This is a genomic window from Streptomyces sp. NPDC005485, assembly GCF_040606085.1.
In the GTDB taxonomy this organism is placed as follows: domain Bacteria; phylum Actinomycetota; class Actinomycetes; order Streptomycetales; family Streptomycetaceae; genus Streptomyces.
Genome location: NZ_JBEXDZ010000170.1, coordinates 1 through 20401, shown reverse-complemented (window position 1 = coordinate 20401; position 20401 = coordinate 1). Strand labels below are relative to the sequence as shown.

Sequence of the window (20401 nt, the reverse complement as noted above, 5' to 3'; positions counted from 1 at the left end):
CTCCGCCCCTGGTCCTTGGGGCGGAGGGGGCGAAAGCACCTCTACTGAAGGCGCCACTTCTGATTGGCGGCCCCGGTGCACGACCAGATCTGCGCCCGCGTCCCGTTCGCCGACGAGTTGTCCATGACGTCGAGGCACTTGTCCGCCGCCGTGTTGACCACGTCACCGGTCGAGGAGTCGTACGACCAGCGCTGCGCTCCGGTCCCGTTGCAGTCGTACAACTGCACCTTGGCCCCGTCGGCGGCGGACCCCGACGTGACGTCGAGGCACTTCCCGAGTGCCTGGACCGTGCCGTCGCCCTTCACCGTCCACCGCTGGGCTGTCGAGCCGTTGCAGTCGTAGAGCTGGACGGCCGTTCCGTTCGCGGCCGAACCCCCCGCAACATCAAGGCACTTGCCCGCGAGCCCGACGAATGCCCCCGCCCGGTCACCGCCGCCCGCCTGCGTTCCCGCCCAGGTGAAGGTGGCCGACGTCCGGCCGGGCAGTGAGTAAGTCGCGTGCTGGGAACCCCAGTTGATCGTCACCGTCTTGGCGGACGACGAGTCGTTGTAGGCGATGAGCGCCTTGGAGCCGTCGGGATTGCGCCAGGCCACGTTCGGCACGGACGACGACGCGGTCGAGGCGATCCGCTGCGCACCCGGCCGTACGAACTTCGTCAGCTGCCCCATCGTGTAGTACTCGACGGTGTAGTCGACCTGTCCGCTCTGCCCGTCCCCGTTGTGCACCGTGATCAGCCCGCTGCACGTCCCGCAGCCGCCGTTGTGCGGCCCCCGGTTCTGGTCCACGGCCAGCGACCACTTCGTCACGGACTTCGCCCAGTTGCGGGTGTAGTCCACGATGTTGAGCATGTCCTCGCGCTGCTGGTCGGCGATCCAGGTGCCGCCGGAGTGCTCGGTGCCGAAGGCGTCCAGCTGCGGATACCGGTTGTGGACGGCGGTCTGCTTCGCCACGTCGCCGCCGTAGCCGTGCCAGGCGATCCCGCCGAAGTTCGGGTGCGCGCGCACCGCCGCGTCGTCGACGCTCTGGGCGGCGTACCCGTCGTAGGTGTCCCAGTTCCAGTCGAGCGCGAGGACCTTGGCCGGCAGGCCGGCCGCCTGGAGCTTCGGCAGCAGCTCGCTCTTGGTGAAGTAGGCGAGCCCGGAGGCGTTCCAGCTCATCGACGGGTACCCGGCGCAGCAGGTCGGTTCGTTCTGCACGGTGACGTAGGAGACCGGCACGCCCTGATCCCGGTACGCCTGGAGGTACTTCACGAAGTACGAGGCGTACGGCCCGTAGTCCTCCGCCTTCAGCCAGCCCCCGTTGAGCTGCCCGCTGTCCTTCATCCAGGCGGGCGCCGTCCAGGGCGAGGCCATCACCGTCATGGCCGGGTTGAGCCGAAACGCCTGCTTCGTCAACGGCACCACGTCGGCCAGGTCGTGGGCGATCGAGAACTCCGACAGATCGGCGTCCGTCTGCCCGGCCGGCACGTCGTCGTACGTGTAGCCGTACCGCGCGAGGTCCGAGGCGCCCATCGGGTTGCGCAGGAACGACAGTCCGATTCCGTCCGTCGGCGAGAACAGCTTCCGCATCGTCGCGTCCCGCGTCGTCTGCGACAGCGCTCCGCTGCTGTTCATCAGCCAGGCCGCCGTGTCGGTGAAGGACGCGCCGCCGCCCGTGAACGTCTGGTAGCGGGTGTTCTCGTCGACGGTGATGTTCTCGCCGCCGCCCCCGGTGCCGGACTGGAAGGCGAACGGCGCCTGTTGCTGCAGGCCGCGGACCACGTGCCGGCCGGCGTCGTCGTCCGTCGTGGTGAGCCAGGCGGTCACCTGCTCGCCGGCCGCGTGTGCGGGGGGCACGGCCGCGGTGAGGCCGGCCGTGGAGAGCAGCCCGGCCAGCAGCAGCCGGAGTACGTGGGGGGTTCTCCTCATGGGGTGCGTCACCCTTCCTGACGAGACGTCTTGACGGGTCTGCGGGCCGCTAGTTAACTCACGGCGTGATCTAAGTCATGAGTGAACTGTGTGAGCCCGAGTGAACCAGAGAGTCGAGGGAAGGTCCATGCCAAGAACCGCCCTGCTCGTCTGCACCGCCCTGTTCGCCGCACTGCTGTCGCCCACCGCGTCACGGGCGGCGGACGACCCGGCCCCCGTCCCCGTCGACCGCTTCGAGGGCGAGGTCCCGTTCGGCTCCCAGCCCGCCGAGGGCATCTTCACCTGGGGCAGCGACGGCGACGACCCGCCCGCCCTGCGGTTGGCCGCCCGCGCCGACGCCCCCGAGGGCGAGAAGGTCCTCGCCGGCACCTACGACATCAGCGGCTACGGCGGCTTCACCCACGACTTCGCCGCGAACGCGCCCGCCCACGACTGGTCCGCCCACAAAGGCATCCGCCTGTGGTGGGACGGACAGGGCAACGCCAAGAAGGTCAGCTTCGAGATCAAGGACGGCGGCGCCGACGGCGAGGCCTCCGAGCTGTGGACGACGTCCTTCACCGACGACTTCACCGGCTGGAAGCAGATCGAGATCCCCTTCACCGACTTCACCTACCGCACGGACTACCAGCCCGTGGGCGGCATCGACCAGGTCCTCGGCCTGGACCGGATGTGGGGGTACGCCGTCACGCTCCCCGTCGGCCTCAAGGGCCAATTCGCAATGGACGACGTCGAGTTGTACGGCAAGGCCGACCAGTCCCTGCGTGCGGGCGTGGTCGCGGACGCCGCCGTCCACCCGGTCGCCGAGGGCGGCACGGCCCACGTGAAACTCTCCGTCGCCACCACCGGCTCCGCCCCGATCGAGGAGCCCGTGACGGTCGCGTACGAGAGCGCGGGCGGCACCGCCGAGTCCGGCAAGGACTACACCCCCGTCAAGGGCGAGTTCACCTTCCCGGCGGGCACGGCCTCCGGCGCCTCCCGCACGATCTCCGTGGCCACACGCAAGGACCGGTCGGCCGAGAACGCCGAGACCGTCCCGCTCAAGCTGACGGTCACCGGCGCCAAGGCCCCGACGGAGTCCCCGCAGGTCGTCATCAACGCCCACGGACTCCCGTACCTGAATGCGAAGGTGCCGCTGAAGAAGCGGGTCGCGGACCTCGTCGGGCGCATGTCCCTGGAGGAGAAGGCCGGCCAGATGACACAGGCCGAGCGCGGCGCGCTGACGTCACAGGGCGACATCGCCGCCTACGACCTCGGTTCCCTGCTCTCCGGCGGTGGCTCGACCCCGACGCCCAACACCCCCGCGGCATGGGCGAAGATGATCGACGCCTTCCAACTCCGCGCGCAGGCAACGCGGTTCCAGATCCCGCTCATCTACGGCGTGGACGCGGTGCACGGCCACAACAACCTCACCGGCGCGACGATCATGCCGCACAACATCGGCATCGGGGCGTCCAGGGATCCCCAAGTCGCCTATCGGGCAGGCGCGGTGACCGCCTCCGAGGTCCGGTCCACCGGCATTCCCTGGGACTTCGCCCCCTGTCTCTGCGTCACCCGCGACGAACGCTGGGGCCGCAGCTACGAGTCCTTCGGCGAGGACCCGGCCCTCGTCACCTCCATGGAAACCGTCATCCAGGGACTCCAAGGCCGGGCGGACGGCAAGGACTTGAGCCGCAACGACAAGGTGCTCGCCACCGCCAAGCACTTCGTGGGCGACGGCGGCACGGAGTACGGCTCGTCGACCACCGGCTCGTACACCATCGACCAGGGCGTCACCAAGGTCACCCGGCAGCAGCTCGAAGCGGTCCACCTCGCCCCGTACAAGACGGCCGTGGACCGGGGCATCGGCTCGGTCATGCCGTCGTACTCCTCGCTCGACATCCTGGGCGACGGCCAGGGCCCGGTGAAGATGCACGCCCGCGCCGACATGATCAACGGCGTCCTGAAGGACCGCATGGGCTTCGACGGCTTCGTCATCAGCGACTGGCAGGCCATCGACCAGATCCCCGGCGACTACGCCTCCGACGTGCGGACCTCGGTCAACGCGGGCCTCGACATGATCATGGTTCCGTATGCGTACAAGGACTTCCGCACGACCCTCGTCGACGAGGTGAAGGCGGGCCGGATCAGCGAGCGGCGGATCGACGACGCCGTCTCCCGCATCCTCACGCAGAAGTTCAGGCTCGGCCTCTTCGAGAAGCCGTATGCCGACACGAGCGGCGCGGCGCGCATCGGCTCGCCCGCGCACCGGGCCGTGGCCCGCGAAGCCGCCGCCAAGTCGCAGGTCCTGCTGAAGAATTCGGGTGGCGTCCTGCCTCTGAGGAAGTCGCAGAAGGTGTACGTCGCCGGCTCGAACGCCGATGACCTCGGCAACCAGACCGGCGGCTGGACCATCACCTGGCAGGGCTCGTCGGGGAAGAACACGGACGGGACGACGATCCTCGAGGGCATGCGAAAGGCCGTCGGTTCCGCGGGTTCCGGGGGCGGCGTCACCTACTCCAAGGACGCCTCGGCGCCGACTTCGGGCTACGACGTGGGCGTGGTCGTCGTGGGTGAGACCCCCTATGCCGAGGGTGTCGGGGACGTCGGCAACGGCAACGACCTGGAACTGACCGCCGCGGACAAGGCCGCCGTCGACAAGGTCTGCGGAGCCATGAAGTGCGCGGTCCTCATCGTCTCCGGCCGCCCGCAGCTCATCGGCGACCGGCTCGGGGACATCGACGCCCTCGTCGCCTCCTGGCTGCCCGGCACAGAGGGCGACGGCGTCGCGGACGTCCTCTACGGCAAGCGCCCCTTCACCGGCCAACTCCCTGTCACCTGGCCCAAGTCGGAGTCCCAACTCCCGATCAACGTGGGCGACTCGTCGTACGCCCCCCAGTTCCCCTACGGCTGGGGCCTGACCACCCTCACAAAGGTTCCGCAGGGCGGCGCGACCACCCTCAAGGCCCTCGCCGCAGTGGCCCGGGCGGCAGAGAAGACCGGCGCCGACGACACAGGCCGCGCCACCGTGACGAAGGCCCGCCTCCTGGTCCAGCAGGCTGCCGCCGCCTCGGATGTGACACCCGATTTCGCCAAGCCGTTCGCCGACGCGGACCACTTGCTGCTGACGGGCCGGTACGCAGAGGCGGTGAGAGAACTGCAGGAGGCTTACGCGACGGCTTCCGGCTGACCGAGGGAGGGATCTTTCAGCCCGGCCGGCGCTTGAGGACGAGCGCGGAGCGCGAGCAGGGGGAGAGGGGGCGCAGCCCCCAGGGCATCGGGACGGGTAGGGGCGGAGGGGGCGAATCACATCCCCGAACCCCCACCCGCCCCGATGCCCCCTTTTGCGTCCCTTCGGGTAGCGTCGAGGACATGAAGGCCCCCCTGCCCCGAGGGCTCCCAGGCCTGCTGACCGCGCTGCTGCTGACCGCCATGGCGACGCTGTCCTTCGGCACGCCCGGCGCCCACGCGGCCGGCTCGACGGCAGGCGCGGCCACCTCGGCCACCGACGTCTCCACCGTCGCGAAAGCCCTCCGCAAGACCCCCGTGTACGTCGACCCCGCCGCCTCGGCGCAGCTCTCCGCCGCGGACACCGACACCCTCGCCAAGAAGATCAAGAACGCGGACAAGCCCGTCTTCGTGGCCGTCCTCCCCGCGGACTTCCCCACTCAGGACCTCTTCCGCAACCTCCGCACGGACACCGGCGTCACCGGCCTCTACGCGATCCGCCTGGGCGACCGTTTCGACGCCCGGGCGGACTCCGCGGTGATGTCCCGCACCGCCGTCCAGAACCTGGTCACCAGCGTCCAGGGCGAGGACACCAGGGCCCAGCTGAACGACTTCACCGACCGCGCGCTGCGCAACGTCGGCGGCTCGGCCCCGGCGAGCTGGGGCTCCTCCGGCAACGACGAGGGCGGCGGGGTCTCGGCGGGCACCCTGATCGCCGTGGGCGCGGTCCTCGTCGTGGGCGGCGCGGGCGCGTACACCGTCGTACGGCGCAGCCGTCGCCGTAGGGCCGAGGAACAGCGGGCCGCGCTCGACAAGCTCCGCGTGGTCGTGGACGAGGACATCACCGCCTTCGGCGAGGAACTGGACCGGCTCGACTTCCACCCGGCCGAGGCGGGCGCGGACGACGCGATGCGCGCGGACTACGAACGCGCGCTCGACGCCTATGAGCAGGCCAAGTCGCTGATGGCGGCGGCCCGGCGCCCCGAGGACGTCCGCGCGGTGACACAGGCCCTCGAGGACGGCCGCTTCTCCCTCGCGGTGCTGGCCGCGCGCCGCGAGGGCCGCCCGGTCCCCGAACGCCGAGCCCCCTGCTTCTTCGACCCCCGGCACGGCCCGTCGGTCGCCGACGCGACCTGGACCCCGGCCGCCGGCGCACCCCGCGAGGTCCCGGTCTGCGCGGCCGACCGGGCCCGGCTGGCCGACGGCACCGACCCGGCGATCCGCGAGGTCGACACCGACTACGGCCGCCGCCCCTACTGGGACGCGGGCCCGGCCTACGGCCCCTGGGCGGGCGGCTACTTCGGCGGCGGCCTCCTCCCCGGCCTCCTCGTCGGCACGCTGCTCGGCAGCATGATGGCCACCCCGTCGTACGCGGCGGACTACGGCTCCGGATACGGCGACTTCGGCGCGGGCGGCTACGACGGCGGCGATGTCTCCGGCGGCGACTTCGACCCGGGCGACTTCGGCGGAGGCTTCGGCGACGGCGGGGGCGGCGACTTCGGAGGCGGCGGGGACTTCGGCGGAGGCTTCTGAGCGGGGGCTTCGGCACTTGCCCGAAGCCCCGCACGGGACCGCCGTCTCAGCCCTGCTCCCGCCCGTCCTGCGCGACACCCTCCGTGTTCTGTCCGGCCCGGACCGAAGGTACGTCGGCGTCGGCGAGCTGTTCCATCAGCGCGCCCGCGAGCCGTAGGACCTCGCGCTCGGTCTCGCTCAGCGTGCCGAGCGCAGCGGCCAGCCAGGCGTCGCGCTCGGCCATGTCCCGCTCCAGCGCGCGCCGCCCGTCCGCGGTGAGCGTGAGGACGGACTGCCGCCGGTCCTCGGTGCCGGGCCCGCGCGTGATCAGCCCGTCCGCCTCCAGTTCGGCGAAGACCCGCGTCAACGACTGCGGCCGCTGCCGCTCCGCCGCCGCGACCTCGCCGGGCGTCGCGGGACCGCACCGGTGCAGATGACCGAGCACCCCCAGCTGATTGGGGCTGAGGCCGCCGTCGCCCCGCTCCTGCCGCAGCCGCCGGTTGAGCCGGACGATCCCGCGACGGACCTGGGCGGCGTGACAGAGACGATCCATGAATCAATAGTAAGCGACTCCGTACTACTCTGAACGTGAGTCGTCAGCTAACGTCGAGACCGTGACCGTCAAACTCATACGCAACGCTTACGAAGCAGCGCTGACCATGACGGCCGTGCTGCTCTGCTACGCCGCCGCCCTGTGGCTGGAGGACGCCGCCGCACTGCACACGGACGTCCTCGTCCTCGCGGTCGCCCTGACCCTCACCCTGGCGCGCCCCCAGCGCACCGCCGACATCCGTGGCCGGCTCACCGCGTGCGTACTCATGCCCGCCGTGGCAGGCGCCGCGACCCTGCTCGGCCACCTGATCGCCCGGCACTACGCGCTCGGGGCCGCGGTGTTCACGACCGGCATCGCGCTGCCGATCTGGATCCGCCGCCATGGCCCGGCCGCCACCAAGGCGGGCACCCTCATGACGCTGCCGCTGATCGCCCTACTCGTCGTCCCCGGCCCGGCTCTGCCTCCGAAGTCCCAGGATGCGTTGGTGAGTTGGGGCTGGTCGGCGGTGATCGGCGTACTGGCCTGCGGCTGCGTCTGGCTTGTCCAGGCGCTCGGCGACCGCTTCGGCCCCTGGCCCCCGGACCCGGAACCGGTCTCCCCTCGGCGCGTGTCACGGCTGCACCCCCGGCCGAGCAGCCGAATGGCCCTGCAGATGGCGGTCGCGATCGCCGCGGCCTTCGCTCTCGGCCGGCTCCTCTTCGACCATCACTGGCCGTGGATGGTCCTCACCGCATATGTGGCGGCCGGCGGCAACCGGGGCCGGAGCGATGTCCTGCGCAAAGGCGTCGAGCGCCTGGTCGGGGCCTGCGCCGGCACGCTGCTCGCGACCGGCCTGGCGGCAGCCGGTCTCAACGGCAGGACCCAGGCCTCGGTCGTCCTGATCTTCGCCGTGCTCGCCGTGGCCCTGTGGCTGCGCCCGCTCTCCTACGCCTACTGGGCCGCCGGCATCACCACCGCACTCTCCCTCCTCCTCGGCTACTACGGCCAGGACGCCCTGCACCTGCTGCCGACCCGTCTCGCGGCGGTCGCGGTCGGCGCGGCCCTGGCGGTGGCCTCGGCCTGGTGGGTGCTGCCGGTGCCCCGGCGGCGCCGCCCGCTCACGCCGGGCTCCCCGAGCGCGGCACCACCAGCCCCGTCTCGTACGCCATGACGACCGCCTGCGTACGATCGCGCAGAGCGAGCTTGGTCAGGACACGACTGACGTGCGTCTTCACCGTCTCCTCGCCGACATGCAGCCGGGCCGCGATCTCCGGGTTGGAGAGCCCCTCCGCGAGCAGCCGCAGCACCTCCGTCTCCCGCGGGGTGAGCCCCGCGAGGGTGCTCACGGCGGGGGCACGCGGCTTGAGCCGGGCGAACTCGGCGATCAGCCGCCGTGTGATGGCGGGCGCGAGCAGGGCCTCCCCGGCCGCCACGACCCGCACGGCCTCGAAGAGCCGCTCCGCCGTCACATCCTTGAGGAGGAACCCGCTCGCCCCGGCGGCCAGCGCGTCGTACACATGCTCGTCGAGGTCGAAGGTCGTGAGGATCAGCACGCGTGGCGCGTCCGAACCCGCGACCTCGGCGCCCAGCAGCTCACCGGTCGCCTGGATGCCGTCCAGGACGGGCATCCGCACGTCCATGAGGACCACATCGGGCAGCTCTTCCCGGCAGACGCGCACCGCCTCCGCCCCGTCGCACGCCGTGCCGACCACCTCGAAGTCGGCCTGCGTGGCGAGCAGTCCGGCGTATCCGGCACGCACCACGGCATGGTCGTCCGCGACGACGATACGAATGGCAGAAGAAGGCGCGGGCGCGGGGGCGGGTGTGGGGGAGGGGACGGGGGCGGGGGCGGCCGGGGAGGCGAGGGTTGCGCGGGAGTCGGCGGGACCGGTGGAGGCGGCCGAGTCGAACGGCGCGGGTGTCGTCATGCCAGCGCCTCCGCCCGCACGGGCAGCCGCGCCTCGACCAGGAAGCCGCCGCCGGTCGCCGCGCCCGTGCGCAGGGTGCCGCCGACGGTGGCGGCCCGCTCGCGCATGCCGAGGAGACCGTGCCCCGTGGACGGCGCGGCTGCCCCGTACCCGGTCCGCTTCACCGACCCGGACGCCGACCCGGACCCGAACCCGGTCTTGGTCACGGACCCTCTTCCGGGTCCGGGTCCGTTGTCACGCACTCGGATCCTCAAGTCGTCCTGCGCATAACGGAGTTCCACGTCGACGGCGGCCCCGGGCGCATGACGGCGCGCGTTGGTGAGAGCCTCCTGGACGATGCGGTACGCGGTGACCTCGATGCCCGGGTCGAGCGGGGTGACCGGGCCGCTGACGATCAGCCGGGTACCGGAGCCCGCGGCGTCCCGCGACTCGTCGATCAGCTCCATCAGCTGGTGCAGCCCCGGCTGCGGGCGCCGGGTGACCCCGACCTCGGCGTCCTCGCGCAGCACACCCAGCAGCCGCCGCATCTCGGTGAGCGCGCCTCGCGCGGTGTCCCCTATCGCGAGCAGTCGGGCGGCGCCGTCCGGGGGCAGTCCGGGTGTGGTCAGCCGGGCGGACTCGGCCTGGACGGCGATCATCGAGATGTGGTGGGCGACCACATCGTGCAACTCCCGCGCGATCCGCGCCCGTTCACCACGAGCCGCGTGAGCCAGCAGTGTGTCCGCGAAGGCCTGCTCGGTGGCACTGTGCGCCAACTGCGCGCCGCGGACCTGATGCGCGATGCCCGTCGCCGCGGCCGCGGACGCCAAAGTGGCCACGAGTACGGCCATCACCCGGGTGGTGGTGTCGCCCTGGGTGACCAGGGCCAGGATGACGTACGGCAGCACGAGTGCCCCGCTGAGCCGGGGCGCCCCCGCTCTCCCCAGGCCGTACACACAGGCCAGTTGGGACGCGACCCCGGCGAGGGTGAGCGCCCGGAACGGCGACAGTGCGAGTGCCCCCGCCGCCGTCAGCGCCACCGCGGCTCCCGCCCGCACCACCGGCACACGCTCGACGCCGAACACGAACGCGAGCGGCAGCGTCGTGCACAGCCCCAGCAGCAACGCCGTCGACAGGTTCTCGCGCAGACTCCCGGCGCGGGCGAGCACCTCCACACAGGCCAACAGGGCGAGCCCGACGGCGTACACCACGGGGGAGGGGAGCTGCGTGGCGCCGCCGGACGAGCGGCCGGACAAAAGGGAAGACGCGCGGCCGGACAGCCACGCGGGCAGGCGGGCGGCAAGGCGCGCAGGCATCGACGAGGCCGGGGCCGGGGTGGGAACCGGCGCTGCTATGCGCCGCACCAGCCGCCATGTCCGTGGCCCCCCGGCCCCTTCCGCACTCCGCACCATCGCCTCGTCGCTCACGTCCGCCATTCTGCCGTCGGCGGCGCCGTACCGCGTCACCCGTGGGTTCATCCCTCACGTGGGGGAGACGAGCTGCGAGCGTCCCTCACGGCAGGGGCGGCGAAGACGGCTCCCGGGCGGGACGACGCCATGCCCGGCGATCCCTAGTCTCGCTGGTCATGAGTGACGCAACGATCGAAGTGCAGGAGCTGCGCAAGCGGTTCGGGAGGACCGTCGCCGTCGACGGACTCTCCTTCACGGTCGCACCGGGCCAGGTCACCGGCTTCGTCGGTCCCAACGGAGCGGGCAAGTCCACGACCATGCGGGCGGTCCTCGGCCTGGACACCCCCGACGGCGGGCACGCGCTCATAGGTGGCCGCCCCTACCATGCCCTGAGCTCCCCCCTGTTGGAGGTCGGCGCCCTGCTCGACGCCGCCGCGCTGCACCCGAGCCGCCGCGGCCGTGACCACCTGCGCTGGCTGGCGCACTCGCACGGTCTGCCCCTGCGCCGAGTCGACGAGGTTCTGGAGCAGGTGGGGATGGAGAGCGCCGCCCGACGCAGGGCCGGTGGCTACTCCCTGGGCATGCGCCAACGCCTGGGAATCGCCGCGGCGCTGATCGGCGACCCCCCAGTCCTCCTCTTCGACGAACCGGTCAACGGCCTCGACCCCGAGGGCATCCAGTGGATCCGCCGTCTCCTGCGCCGTCTCGCCGCCGAAGGCCGGGGCGTCCTGGTCTCCAGCCACCTCATGAGTGAACTGGAGGACACCGCCGACCACTTGGTGGTCATCGGCCGAGGGCGCCTGATCGCCGACACCGCTGTCGCCGACCTGCTCGCCGCCGCCTCCGGCGACCGGGTCGCCCTGCGCACCGGCTCCCGTTCCGAAGCCATGGAACTCCTTGCCCGCGAGGGCGGCACGGTAGCGGTCACCGGTCGCGACACGCTCACGGTCACCGGCCTGCCGGCCGAGCGGATCGTGGAGTTGCTGGCCGCCGCCCGGATCCCGTTCGCCGAAGTCGGCCTCCACCGGGCCACGCTGGAGGAGGCATACATGGAACTCACCCGGGACGCGGCCGAGTTCACCGCCGCCTCGGACGGCGAGGTGACCCGATGACCTCGACACTGACGCCGTACCGCTCCTCGCTCAAGCCGGGCCGTGACACCTTCGGGCGGCTGCTGCGCGCGGAGTGGAGCAAGTTCTGGACGGTCCGTGTGTGGGCGCTGGTCCTGGCCCTCGGCGCCGCGGTGACGGTCGTGCTCTCGCTGCTGGGCGCGAGCGGCGCCCACTTCAGCTCGGGCGGGGAGGAGATCCCCGTCGGCCCCGACGGCACCCGTGTCGTCGACCGCTTCCGCTTCGTCCACCAGCCGCTCCCCGGCGACGGCAGCATCACCGCCCGGGTGACCGATCCGGCGGGCGACGGCGGCCGCGACCCCGAGCCCTGGGCGAAGGCCGGCGTCATCGTCAAGCAGAGCACGAAGCAGGGCAGCCCGTACGCGGCCCTCATGGTCACCCCCGACCACGGTGTGCGCCTGCAGTGGAACTTCACGCACGACAAGGCGGGCAGCAACACCTCGGGCGATCCGCGCTGGCTGCGGCTGACCCGCTCGGGCGACCGACTGACGGGGTACGAGTCCCCGGACGGCACGCACTGGTCGAAGGCGGGCTCGGTGACGCTGCCCGGACTGACGAAGACGGCGCAGGCGGGGCTGTTCGTCGCCACCCCCGCGCACACCAACCTGCAGCGCTCGTTCGGCGGCAGCAGTGAGAGGGCCGGAGGTACGTCCGTCACGGCCTCCTTCGACCACCTCGGCCTGACCGGAGGCGCGACGGGCACGGCATGGACGAGCACGGACGTGGGCATCCACCCCAGCGACCCGGCGAACCCGGTGTCCGGCCCGGCGGCCCCCGTCCCCGGCACCACCCGGGTGTCGGCGGGCGTCTACCACCTCACCGGCCAGGGCAACATCGCCCCGGACGAGACCGGCCCCGACACCGTCCAGATGAGCTTCCAGGGCGTCTTCGTCGGAGCGTTGTTCATGGCGGCCCTCGGGGCGCTCTTCATCACCTCCGAGTACAAGCGCGACATGATCCGTACGACGTTCGCGGCGAGCCCGCGCCGCGGCCGCGTCCTGGCGGCGAAGTGCATGGTGATCGGAGGCGTGACCTTCGCCGCCGCCCTGGTGGCGGTGGCCATCGCATTCCCTCTGGCCCAGAACACCCTGCGCACCAACGGCTACGAGCCGCCTGCCTTCCCGGACGTCTCCCTGTTCGACGGAACACCCCTGAGGGCGGTGGCCGGCAGTGCGGCGCTCCTGGCCCTCGTCGCGGTCCTCGCCCTCGCCCTGGGGACGATCCTGCGCAGCAGCGCGGGCGCGATCACGATCGTGGTCGTCCTGGTGACCCTTCCGCAGATCCTCTCCTTCGCCCTGCCCCTTCCGGTGGCGCACTGGCTGCTGCGCCTGACCCCGGCGGCGGCGTTCGCGATCCAGCAAGGAGCCCCGCACTACCCGCAGGTGGACAGCAACTGCCTCCCCGAGAACGGCTGTTACCCCCTCACCCCCTGGAACGGCTTCGCGGTTCTGTGCGCGTACGTCGCGGTGGCGCTGGCCCTGGCTGCCTGGCGCCTGCGCAGGAGGGACGCATGAAGCGGGCCGTCCACGCCGAGTGGACCAAGCTCCGTACGCTGCCCAGCACGTGGTGGCTGCTGGCGGCGACCGTCGCGCTGACGGTCGTGGTGGGCGCGGCCTCCGTGTCCTCCGTGACCACCCACATCTGCCCGTCCCCGGCGGCCTGCCACGAGGACACGGTGAAACTGAGCCTGACAGGCATCTGGCTGGGCCAGGCGACGGTGCTGATCCTCGGAGCCCTGTCGATGAGCGCGGAGTACGGCACGGGCACGATCCGTACGACGCTGACGGCGATACCGAACCGGCCGAAGGTCCTGGCGTCCAAAGCCGCGGTGCTCGCCGCGGTAACGGCGGCAGCAGGCATACTCGCGATCTCGGCCTCCCTGCTGGCAGGCCGTCTGATCCTCCCCGGCAACGGCTTCACCCCGAAGGAGGGCTATCCCTCGCTGTCCCCCACCGACACCGCCACGCTCCGCGCGGCCCTCGGCTCGGTCGTTCTCCTGATCCTCATAGCCTTCCTCGGCCTGGGGCTGGCCGCCCTGCTCAGGGACAGTGCGGGCGCGATCACCGCAGGCCTGGGCATCCTGTACATCACGCCCCTCCTGGCGAACATGCTGGCCTCCGAGACCTGGAAGGACCGTGTCGAACGCTGGGCCCCCATGCCGGCGGGCCTGTCCATCCAGGCAACCCGGGACCTGGCCCGGCTGCCGATCGGCCCGTGGCCGGGCCTCGGCGTCCTGGCGGCGTACGCGATCGGAGTGCTGATCGCGGGAGCGGCACTCTTCAGACTGCGCGACGCCTAATGAGACACACGTAGAGACACATGAAGAGACGCGCGAAGAGACGGGTGAGGGAACGGGCTCGCGCCCAGTGCCTCACTCCGCGTCGGGCAGAGCCAGCCACTCCTTCCACGACAGATCACGCCCGATGAACCGAGGCCGTTCGAAGGGCCACGCCTCACCGATCCATCGCGGTACGAGCAGGTCCAGCTCCCGCTCCACCTCGGTCCCGACCGCGTCGTCCACGACCCACCACGAGATCTCGCCGTCGGCACCGGCCTTCTCCGGCGGATCGATGTACACGCATCCGTACTCGACCGTCTCCGCGGCATTGAACAACACGTAGTTGAAGGACTCATGAGCAGCGATCTCGACCGCGTGCCGTTCCAGATCCGCCTTGTTGGCCTCAAAGGTGATGCTGGCCGCGGGCCACCCCCAGGCCTCCCCGAAGATCCCCCACAACCGTTCCCGTGAACCCATCACGGCCGGGTAGTCGATCGCGGCGTCGTCCCCGGAGATCGGGCGCAGGTGGTACCCCCCGGGCACCTCGACACGGACAGGATGAACGAACTCAGCAGGCAACCAGGTCATGGGCGGAGGCTAGCCGCGTGCCACTCGCCCGCGCACCGGGTTATTCCGGGGCCACGTCGGCACTCGCCTGGCCTCGGCTCGTGAGGCGGGAGGCGCTGACGCGCCGAGGCGGGGATCGTGGTGCCATGACGAAAGAGCGGTTCGACGTGTGGGCGGGCGGTTCTGCGTACGAGCGGTACATGGGTCGGTGGAGCCGGCTCGTCGCAGAGGAGTTCGCGGCATGGCTCGACTGCGCGGACAAGCTGCGGTGGGTGGACGTGGGCTGTGGCACCGGCGTGCTGTCGGCTGTGATGACCGCACGCTGCCGGCCCCGATGGATGGTGGGAATCGACCGGTCCGAGCAGTTCGTGGGCGCGGCCCGGACCACGACTCCCGGCTCGACGCACTTCGTCGTGGCGGACGCGATGTCGCTCCCCGTAGGCGACGCATCGTGCGACGGGGCGATCAGCGGTCTGGCCCTGAACTTCCTTCCGGTACCCACGGCGGCGGTGACGGAAATGGCCCGGGCGGTCCGGCCGGGCGGCCTGGTCGCGGCCTATGTGTGGGACTACGCCGACGGCATGGGGTTCATCCGCCGCTTCTGGGACGCGGCCGTCGCCGTGGATCCGGCCGCGGCCGCACTGGACGAGGGCCGTCGCTTCCCGGTGTGCCGTCCGGAGCGCCTGCACGCGGTATGGGCTGACGCGGGACTCGTCGATGTGTCCACCACGTCGATCGAGGTGCCCACCGTCTTCACCGACTTCGGAGACTTGTGGGACCCGTTCCTGGCGGGACAGGGCCCTGCCCCGGGCTACGTGGCCTCGCTGGAACCGGCCGACCGGCACCGAGTGCGTGACGCGCTCGGTGCGGCTGTCCCCAGGAGGCCGGACGGTTCCATCGCGCTCACCGCCCGGGCCTGGGCGGTAAGAGGTCGCAGGGCGGTCGGCGCCGCGACGAACTGATGCTCGGACCGTCAGATCTCCGGGCCGATCGCCGGACTGCCGCTCGCGGTGCGCGACCGCACACCGGAACAGCAGCGTGGACTCAGCCCTTCAGCTCCGCCTTGGCGAAGGCGATCAGCCCGTCGAAGTCGATCGCCCCGGGATCTCCGTGATCGTTTTCGGGAACATGCGTATGGCCGCAGATCCCCTTGAACGCGTTCCAGGCCGCCCCGCTCATCCGCTGCCCGCTCCGGTTGCCGGCCGACTTCGGGTAGGCGGGCCACAAGTCCGGCCCCGTGAGGGGGACATGGTGTTCGCGGTGCATCCAGGCCAGGAAGCGGGCGACGTCCAGGAGGGCCCATGCGGGGGCCGCCGGCCAGTAGATGTGGGACAGGCCCGCGCTCTTCCAGTCGGTGTGGATCTTCGGGTCGCAGGTGCCGACCATCTCGACCTGGCAGACGTTCAGCGTGTTCGTCTCGACGCCGCCCCGGTGGTTCTCCAGCGCCCGCGAGGACACCTCGATGTCGAAGTGCTGGAACCACTTGAGCTTCTTGGCGGCCAGGTCCGGCACGGCCGTGAGGTTCGGTGCCGAGGCCCCGCCGCGGTAGCCCGGCAGATTGCGGCCCTCGGTGGTGTGCAGCACTACGGCGTTGACCTCCATGGCCGCGCCGCCGAAGTCGTCCTGGTACCAGTGCGACCGGCTCGCGCCGGGATAACGCTGGGGTCCTGTCTTCGTGCTCATCCGCGCCTCCTGGATGTGGAGTCCCCCGGCCCGGTCGGCAGGGGCGCATGTAGGAGTGGTTCAACGGCCGTCCGTACGGCCGTTGTTGTCCAGGCACACGCGCAGGCGGGACACGCCAGTTCCAGGTGGTCACGCTCAGTCGTACTCGGTCAGGTGCAGTCGCGACCGCACCTGACGTAGTCGCGTCAGCGCACCGCACAGTCACGATCGGACATGACTGAGCGCCCGCCCTCCGATACGGGGGAGTACGAGGGCGGGCGCGCTCAGGGGGCGATCCCAGGGCGCCGCGGGCGCCGGGGGTTCAGCCGGAACGGTGTCAGGCGTTCTTGATCGCCGAGATGTCGAAGTTCAGCTTGATCTTGTCGGAGACCAGGACGCCGCCCGTCTCCAGGGCCGCGTTCCACGTGAGGCCCCACTCGGAGCGCAGGATCTCCGCCTTGCCCTCGAAGCCGACGCGCTCGTTGCCGAAGGGGTCCTTGGCCGAGCCGTTGAACTCCAGGTCGATGCTGAGCTCCTTGGTGGTGCCGAGGATCGACAGTTCGCCGGTGATCCGGTAGTCGTCGCCGCCCAGCGCCTCGGCCTTGGTCGACACGAAGGTCATCGCCGGGAACTCGTCCGTCTTGAAGAAGTCGGAGCTCTTGAGGTGGCCGTCACGGTCCGCGGAGCCCGTCTCGATGCTGTCCATCTTGACGTCGATGGTGGCGGTGGACCGCGACGGGTCCGAGCCGTCCAGGTGCAGGTCGCCGGTGAAGTCCTGGAAGCTGCCCTTGACGTTGGTGACCATGGCGTGGCGGGCGACGAAGCCGATCGTCGAGTGCGACGGATCGATCGTGTAGTCGCCGGTCAGCGCGGCCAGGTCGGGGTTCACGGCGGCGGGGGCCGTGCCGGTGGCGGCGGGGGTGTCGGTGGTCTTGCGGCCGAAGATGCCCATCACGTGCTCCTTGGGGACGAGTCGCGGATTCGTCCGGAAACCGCGGCTGCGAAGTATGTTGAACTTTCAACGAGGCCAACACGAGACACCGTAGACCTATTCCGTTCAATATTCAACATCATCCGCAATGTGTTTGTGACGCTACGGTGCGTTGCTTCGGCGCGCTCTCTGGCGGGTGGGTCGAGATGTTGATAGACGGCATGGACATGACTTCGACGCGCCGTACCTTCCTTGTCGCAGCGGCCCTGGCGGCGACCCTCGCGACAGCCGTCGTCCCGCCCTCCACGGCGTACGGCGCGGAGGAGGGCGAGGACGAGTACGAAACCCTCCGCCGCCGCTGGCTGGAGATCGCCCTCGGCGACGGCTACGACCCGGCCGCCGAGCCCTACGCCTCCCGCCTGCGGCAGACCGGTGAACTCGCCCGCGGCTTCGCGGCGGCCATGGCCCCGACCCCCACCTCGCTCTGGCCGGGCTACCCCTTCGACCCGCCCGCCGGCATCACCCAGAGCTACAGCAGGCTCTGGGCGATGACGCAGGCCTACGTGCAGGAAGGCACCGGGTCGACGGATGACGGCTCCCTCCTCGCAGCCGTCCTCACCGGCCTCGACCACCTCTCCGCAAGGGTCTACAACCCCTCCACCACCCGCTACGGCAACTGGTGGGAGTGGCAGATCGGCAGCCCCCGCCTGCTGATGGACATCGTCGCCGCCCTCCACGACCACCTCACCGACGACCGCCGGGCCGCCGCCTGCGCCGCCGTCGACCACTTCGTCCCGGACGCCGTGCTCCGCGACTACTCCGGCACCTCCACCGGCGCCAACCGCGTCGACCTCTGCCGGTCCGTCGCCCTGCGGGGCATCCTCGGCCGCGCCCCCGAAAAGATCGCCCTCGCCCGCGACGCCCTCTCGCCGGTCTTCCCGTACGTCACACAAGGGGACGGGCTCTACGCGGACGGGTCGTTCGTGCAGCACACCTGGGTCGCCTACTCGGGAACCTACGGACAGGTCATGCTCGACGGGCTCGGGCGGCTCTTCGCGTTGCTCGCCGGATCGTCGTGGGCGGTGGCCGATCCGAACCGGCAGATCGTTCTGGACAGCGTCGAGCACGCCTACGCGCCCCTCATCCACGACGGGCTGGTGATGGACGGCGTCAACGGGCGTGCCATCAGCCGGGGGTACCTGAGGAGCGACGACCGGCACGTGATGCGCAGCGACCATTTCCACGGGCAGGGGCTGATCGCCGCGATCGCGGTGCTGGCCCAGGGTGCGAACGCGGACGAGCGCGAGCGCTGGTACGGGCGGATCAAGGGGTGGATCGAGCGGGACACGGTGACGCCGATCCTCACGGCCGACCAGTTCGGTGTCGCCGACCTCGCGCGGCTGCACGCGGTCGCGGACTCGGCGATCGAGGCGACCCCCGAACCCGTCGGACACCGCCTGTTCTCCGCCATGGACCGCGCCGTGCACCGCGGCCCCGGCTTCACCGCGAACCTCTCCATGGCGAGCGACCGCATCGCCCACTACGAATGCGGCAACGGCGAGAACCCACGCGGCTGGCACACCGGCGCCGGAATGCTGCTCTGGTGGGCGAACCAGGCAGACGACGCGAACGGGTCGAACGCCCGGGGCGGCGACCAGTACACGGACTGGTTCTGGCCGACCGTCGACTGGTACCGGCTGCCCGGAACCACCGTGTCCACCAAGCGACTTGCCGACAAAGCGGGCGGCGAGTGGGGCGAGCCCAAGCCCGACGTGCGATGGGTCGGCGGCACGACGGACGGCACCTGCGCGGCCGTCGGCCAGCACCTCAAGGGGCTCGGCTCCACGCTGGAGGCCCGCAAGTCGTGGTTCTTCGTCGACGATGCCGTGATCTGTCTGGGCGCGGGGATCACCGCCACCGACGGGGTGCCGGTCGAGACGATCGTCGACAGCCGCAACCTGGGCGAGAACGGCACCCCCGCCTTCCTGCGAGGTCCGCACTGGGCCCACCTGGACGGCCACGGCGGCTGGCTCTTCCCGAAACCGGGACAGGGTGACACGCCGGTCCTCCACACCCTCCGCGAGGACCGCACCGGCGCCTGGTCCGACATCAACACCTCCAGCACCACCGAACGGCGCACCCGGCGCCGGCAGACGCTCTGGCTGGACCACGGCACGGACCCCGTCGACGCGACGTACGCCTACGTCCTGATGCCCGGCGCGTCCCGCCGTGCGGTCGCCGCCCGCGCCGCCGACCACGACTGGCTGTCCGTCCTCGCCAACGACGCCCGCCGCCAGGCCGTCCACGTGGGCGGGCTCGGCCTGACCGCCGCGAACTTCTGGGCGGCCGGGACCGCGGGGCCGCTGAGCGCCACGGCAGGCACAAGCGTGCTCGTACGCCGCCGGGCGCGCACCGCTACCCTCTGCGTGAGCGAACCCCCGCGGACCGGGGAGCCGCTGGAGATCGTCTGGGATCATCCCGTACGGGCCCTCGTGCGCGCGGATCCGACCGTCGAGGTGACCGGGCTCGGGCGCCGGCTGACGCTGCGCGTCACTCCGGGGACGGCATGCGCCACGCACGAATGTGAGGTGACTCTCAGGTGACGGGTTTGTGCGACCCCTACAAGCCAGAGGCCCTCTGAGCAGTCGGATCGCCTGCATGCCGTTCGGGTTCTGTTCAGGGGTACCAGGAAAACAGGCCGGAGACTGTACGGAGTCGACGGCGAGCTTTCCTTGGTGGGCTTCGTAAGGTCGCTACATGACCGTTTTGGACGAGGCTGGACCCACAGGCGAACCGACGGACGCACGCGGGCGCGTGGCCGAACTGCACGCGATCCGTGCCGAGGCCCTGCAAGGCCCCAGCGAGAAGGCGACCGCGGCGCAGCACGCCAAGGGCAAGCTGACCGCCCGGGAGCGCATCGAGCTGCTGCTGGACGCCGGTTCGTTCCAGGAGGTCGAGCAGTTGCGCCGGCACCGGGCCACCGGTTTCGGGCTGGAGGCCAAGAAGCCGTACACCGACGGTGTCATCACCGGCTGGGGCACGGTGGAGGGCCGCACGGTCTTCGTCTACGCCCATGACTTCCGTATCTTCGGCGGCGCGCTGGGCGAGGCCCACGCCACGAAGATCCACAAGATCATGGACATGGCCATCGCGGCCGGTGCCCCGCTGGTCTCCCTGAACGACGGCGCCGGCGCCCGTATCCAGGAGGGCGTCTCCGCCCTCGCGGGCTACGGCGGCATCTTCCAGCGCAACACCCGCGCCTCCGGTGTCATCCCGCAGATCAGTGTGATGCTCGGCCCGTGCGCCGGCGGCGCGGCCTACAGCCCCGCGCTGACGGACTTCGTGTTCATGGTCCGCGAGAC

The 20401-nt window shown here is 71.2% G+C and carries 16 protein-coding genes; 9 read left to right on the top strand and 7 right to left on the bottom strand.

Annotated features, from left to right (window positions below; genetic code table 11):
* Nucleotides 1-41 precede the first annotated feature (41 nt).
* Nucleotides 42-1907, bottom strand: a complete 1866-nt coding sequence (locus ABZS97_RS37065) for a ricin-type beta-trefoil lectin domain protein (RefSeq protein ID WP_356145300.1) — start codon at nt 1905-1907, stop codon at nt 42-44.
* A 127-nt stretch (nt 1908-2034) separates the two neighbouring features.
* Between ABZS97_RS37065 and ABZS97_RS37060 the strand changes: the two genes are divergently transcribed.
* Nucleotides 2035-5073, top strand: coding sequence for a glycoside hydrolase family 3 N-terminal domain-containing protein (locus ABZS97_RS37060; RefSeq protein WP_356145298.1), 3039 nt, complete (start codon nt 2035-2037; stop codon nt 5071-5073).
* 182 nt (nt 5074-5255) lie between these two features.
* Complete coding sequence (locus tag ABZS97_RS37055) at nt 5256-6644, top strand: hypothetical protein (RefSeq protein WP_356145296.1); 1389 nt, start codon at nt 5256-5258, stop codon at nt 6642-6644.
* Nucleotides 6645-6690: 46 nt separating this feature from the next.
* On the opposite strand, the gene ABZS97_RS37050 is transcribed toward ABZS97_RS37055, so the two are convergent.
* A complete protein-coding gene (locus ABZS97_RS37050; RefSeq protein ID WP_356145294.1) occupies nt 6691-7176 on the bottom strand; it encodes a MarR family transcriptional regulator in 486 nt (161 codons plus the stop codon).
* 61 nt (nt 7177-7237) lie between these two features.
* On the opposite strand from ABZS97_RS37050, the gene ABZS97_RS37045 reads away from it, so the two are divergent.
* Complete coding sequence (locus ABZS97_RS37045; RefSeq protein ID WP_356145291.1) at nt 7238-8326, top strand: FUSC family protein; 1089 nt, start codon at nt 7238-7240, stop codon at nt 8324-8326.
* On the opposite strand, the gene ABZS97_RS37040 is transcribed toward ABZS97_RS37045, so the two are convergent.
* Both ABZS97_RS37040 and ABZS97_RS37035 read right to left on the bottom strand, forming a co-directional pair.
* Nucleotides 8274-9083: a response regulator transcription factor gene (locus ABZS97_RS37040; RefSeq protein ID WP_356145289.1), complete on the bottom strand. Its 810-nt coding sequence runs from the start codon at nt 9081-9083 to the stop codon at nt 8274-8276. The genes ABZS97_RS37045 and ABZS97_RS37040 overlap by 53 nt on opposite strands.
* A complete protein-coding gene (locus ABZS97_RS37035) occupies nt 9080-10489 on the bottom strand; it encodes a sensor histidine kinase (RefSeq protein ID WP_356145287.1) in 1410 nt (469 codons plus the stop codon). The genes ABZS97_RS37040 and ABZS97_RS37035 overlap by 4 nt, the downstream gene beginning before the upstream one ends.
* A gap of 158 nt (nt 10490-10647) precedes the next feature.
* Here ABZS97_RS37035 and ABZS97_RS37030 point away from each other — a divergent pair, with 158 nt between their 5' ends.
* Genes ABZS97_RS37030 through ABZS97_RS37020 form a run of 3 tightly spaced genes read left to right on the top strand, consistent with a single transcriptional unit; the run spans nt 10648 to nt 13900 of the window.
* Nucleotides 10648-11583: an ATP-binding cassette domain-containing protein gene (locus ABZS97_RS37030; RefSeq protein WP_356145283.1), complete on the top strand. Its 936-nt coding sequence runs from the start codon at nt 10648-10650 to the stop codon at nt 11581-11583.
* Entirely contained in the window at nt 11580-13115 is a 1536-nt protein-coding gene (locus ABZS97_RS37025) for an ABC transporter permease subunit (RefSeq protein ID WP_356145280.1), read from the top strand. Before ABZS97_RS37030 ends, ABZS97_RS37025 begins: the two co-directional genes overlap by 4 nt.
* The gene (locus ABZS97_RS37020) at nt 13112-13900 is read left to right on the top strand and encodes an ABC transporter permease (protein ID WP_356145277.1); all 789 of its coding nucleotides are present in this window, start codon (nt 13112-13114) and stop codon (nt 13898-13900) included. Before ABZS97_RS37025 ends, ABZS97_RS37020 begins: the two co-directional genes overlap by 4 nt.
* 72 nt (nt 13901-13972) lie before the next feature.
* Here ABZS97_RS37020 and ABZS97_RS37015 read toward each other — a convergent pair whose 3' ends face one another.
* Nucleotides 13973-14467, bottom strand: a complete 495-nt coding sequence (locus tag ABZS97_RS37015) for an N-acetyltransferase (protein ID WP_356145275.1) — start codon at nt 14465-14467, stop codon at nt 13973-13975.
* Nucleotides 14468-14592: 125 nt separating this feature from the next.
* On the opposite strand from ABZS97_RS37015, the gene ABZS97_RS37010 reads away from it, so the two are divergent.
* Complete coding sequence (locus tag ABZS97_RS37010; protein ID WP_356145273.1) at nt 14593-15408, top strand: class I SAM-dependent methyltransferase; 816 nt, start codon at nt 14593-14595, stop codon at nt 15406-15408.
* Between the two features lie 82 nt (nt 15409-15490).
* Here ABZS97_RS37010 and ABZS97_RS37005 read toward each other — a convergent pair whose 3' ends face one another.
* Entirely contained in the window at nt 15491-16129 is a 639-nt protein-coding gene (locus ABZS97_RS37005) for a hypothetical protein (RefSeq protein ID WP_356145270.1), read from the bottom strand.
* 316 nt (nt 16130-16445) lie between these two features.
* Nucleotides 16446-17060, bottom strand: a complete 615-nt coding sequence (locus ABZS97_RS37000) for a YceI family protein (RefSeq protein WP_356145268.1) — start codon at nt 17058-17060, stop codon at nt 16446-16448.
* A gap of 200 nt (nt 17061-17260) precedes the next feature.
* Here ABZS97_RS37000 and ABZS97_RS36995 point away from each other — a divergent pair, with 200 nt between their 5' ends.
* Nucleotides 17261-19642: a polysaccharide lyase 8 family protein gene (locus ABZS97_RS36995; protein WP_356145266.1), complete on the top strand. Its 2382-nt coding sequence runs from the start codon at nt 17261-17263 to the stop codon at nt 19640-19642.
* Nucleotides 19643-19796: 154 nt separating this feature from the next.
* Nucleotides 19797-20401: carboxyl transferase domain-containing protein (locus ABZS97_RS36990; protein ID WP_356145264.1), on the top strand; the 605-nt coding region annotated here is incomplete at its 3' end.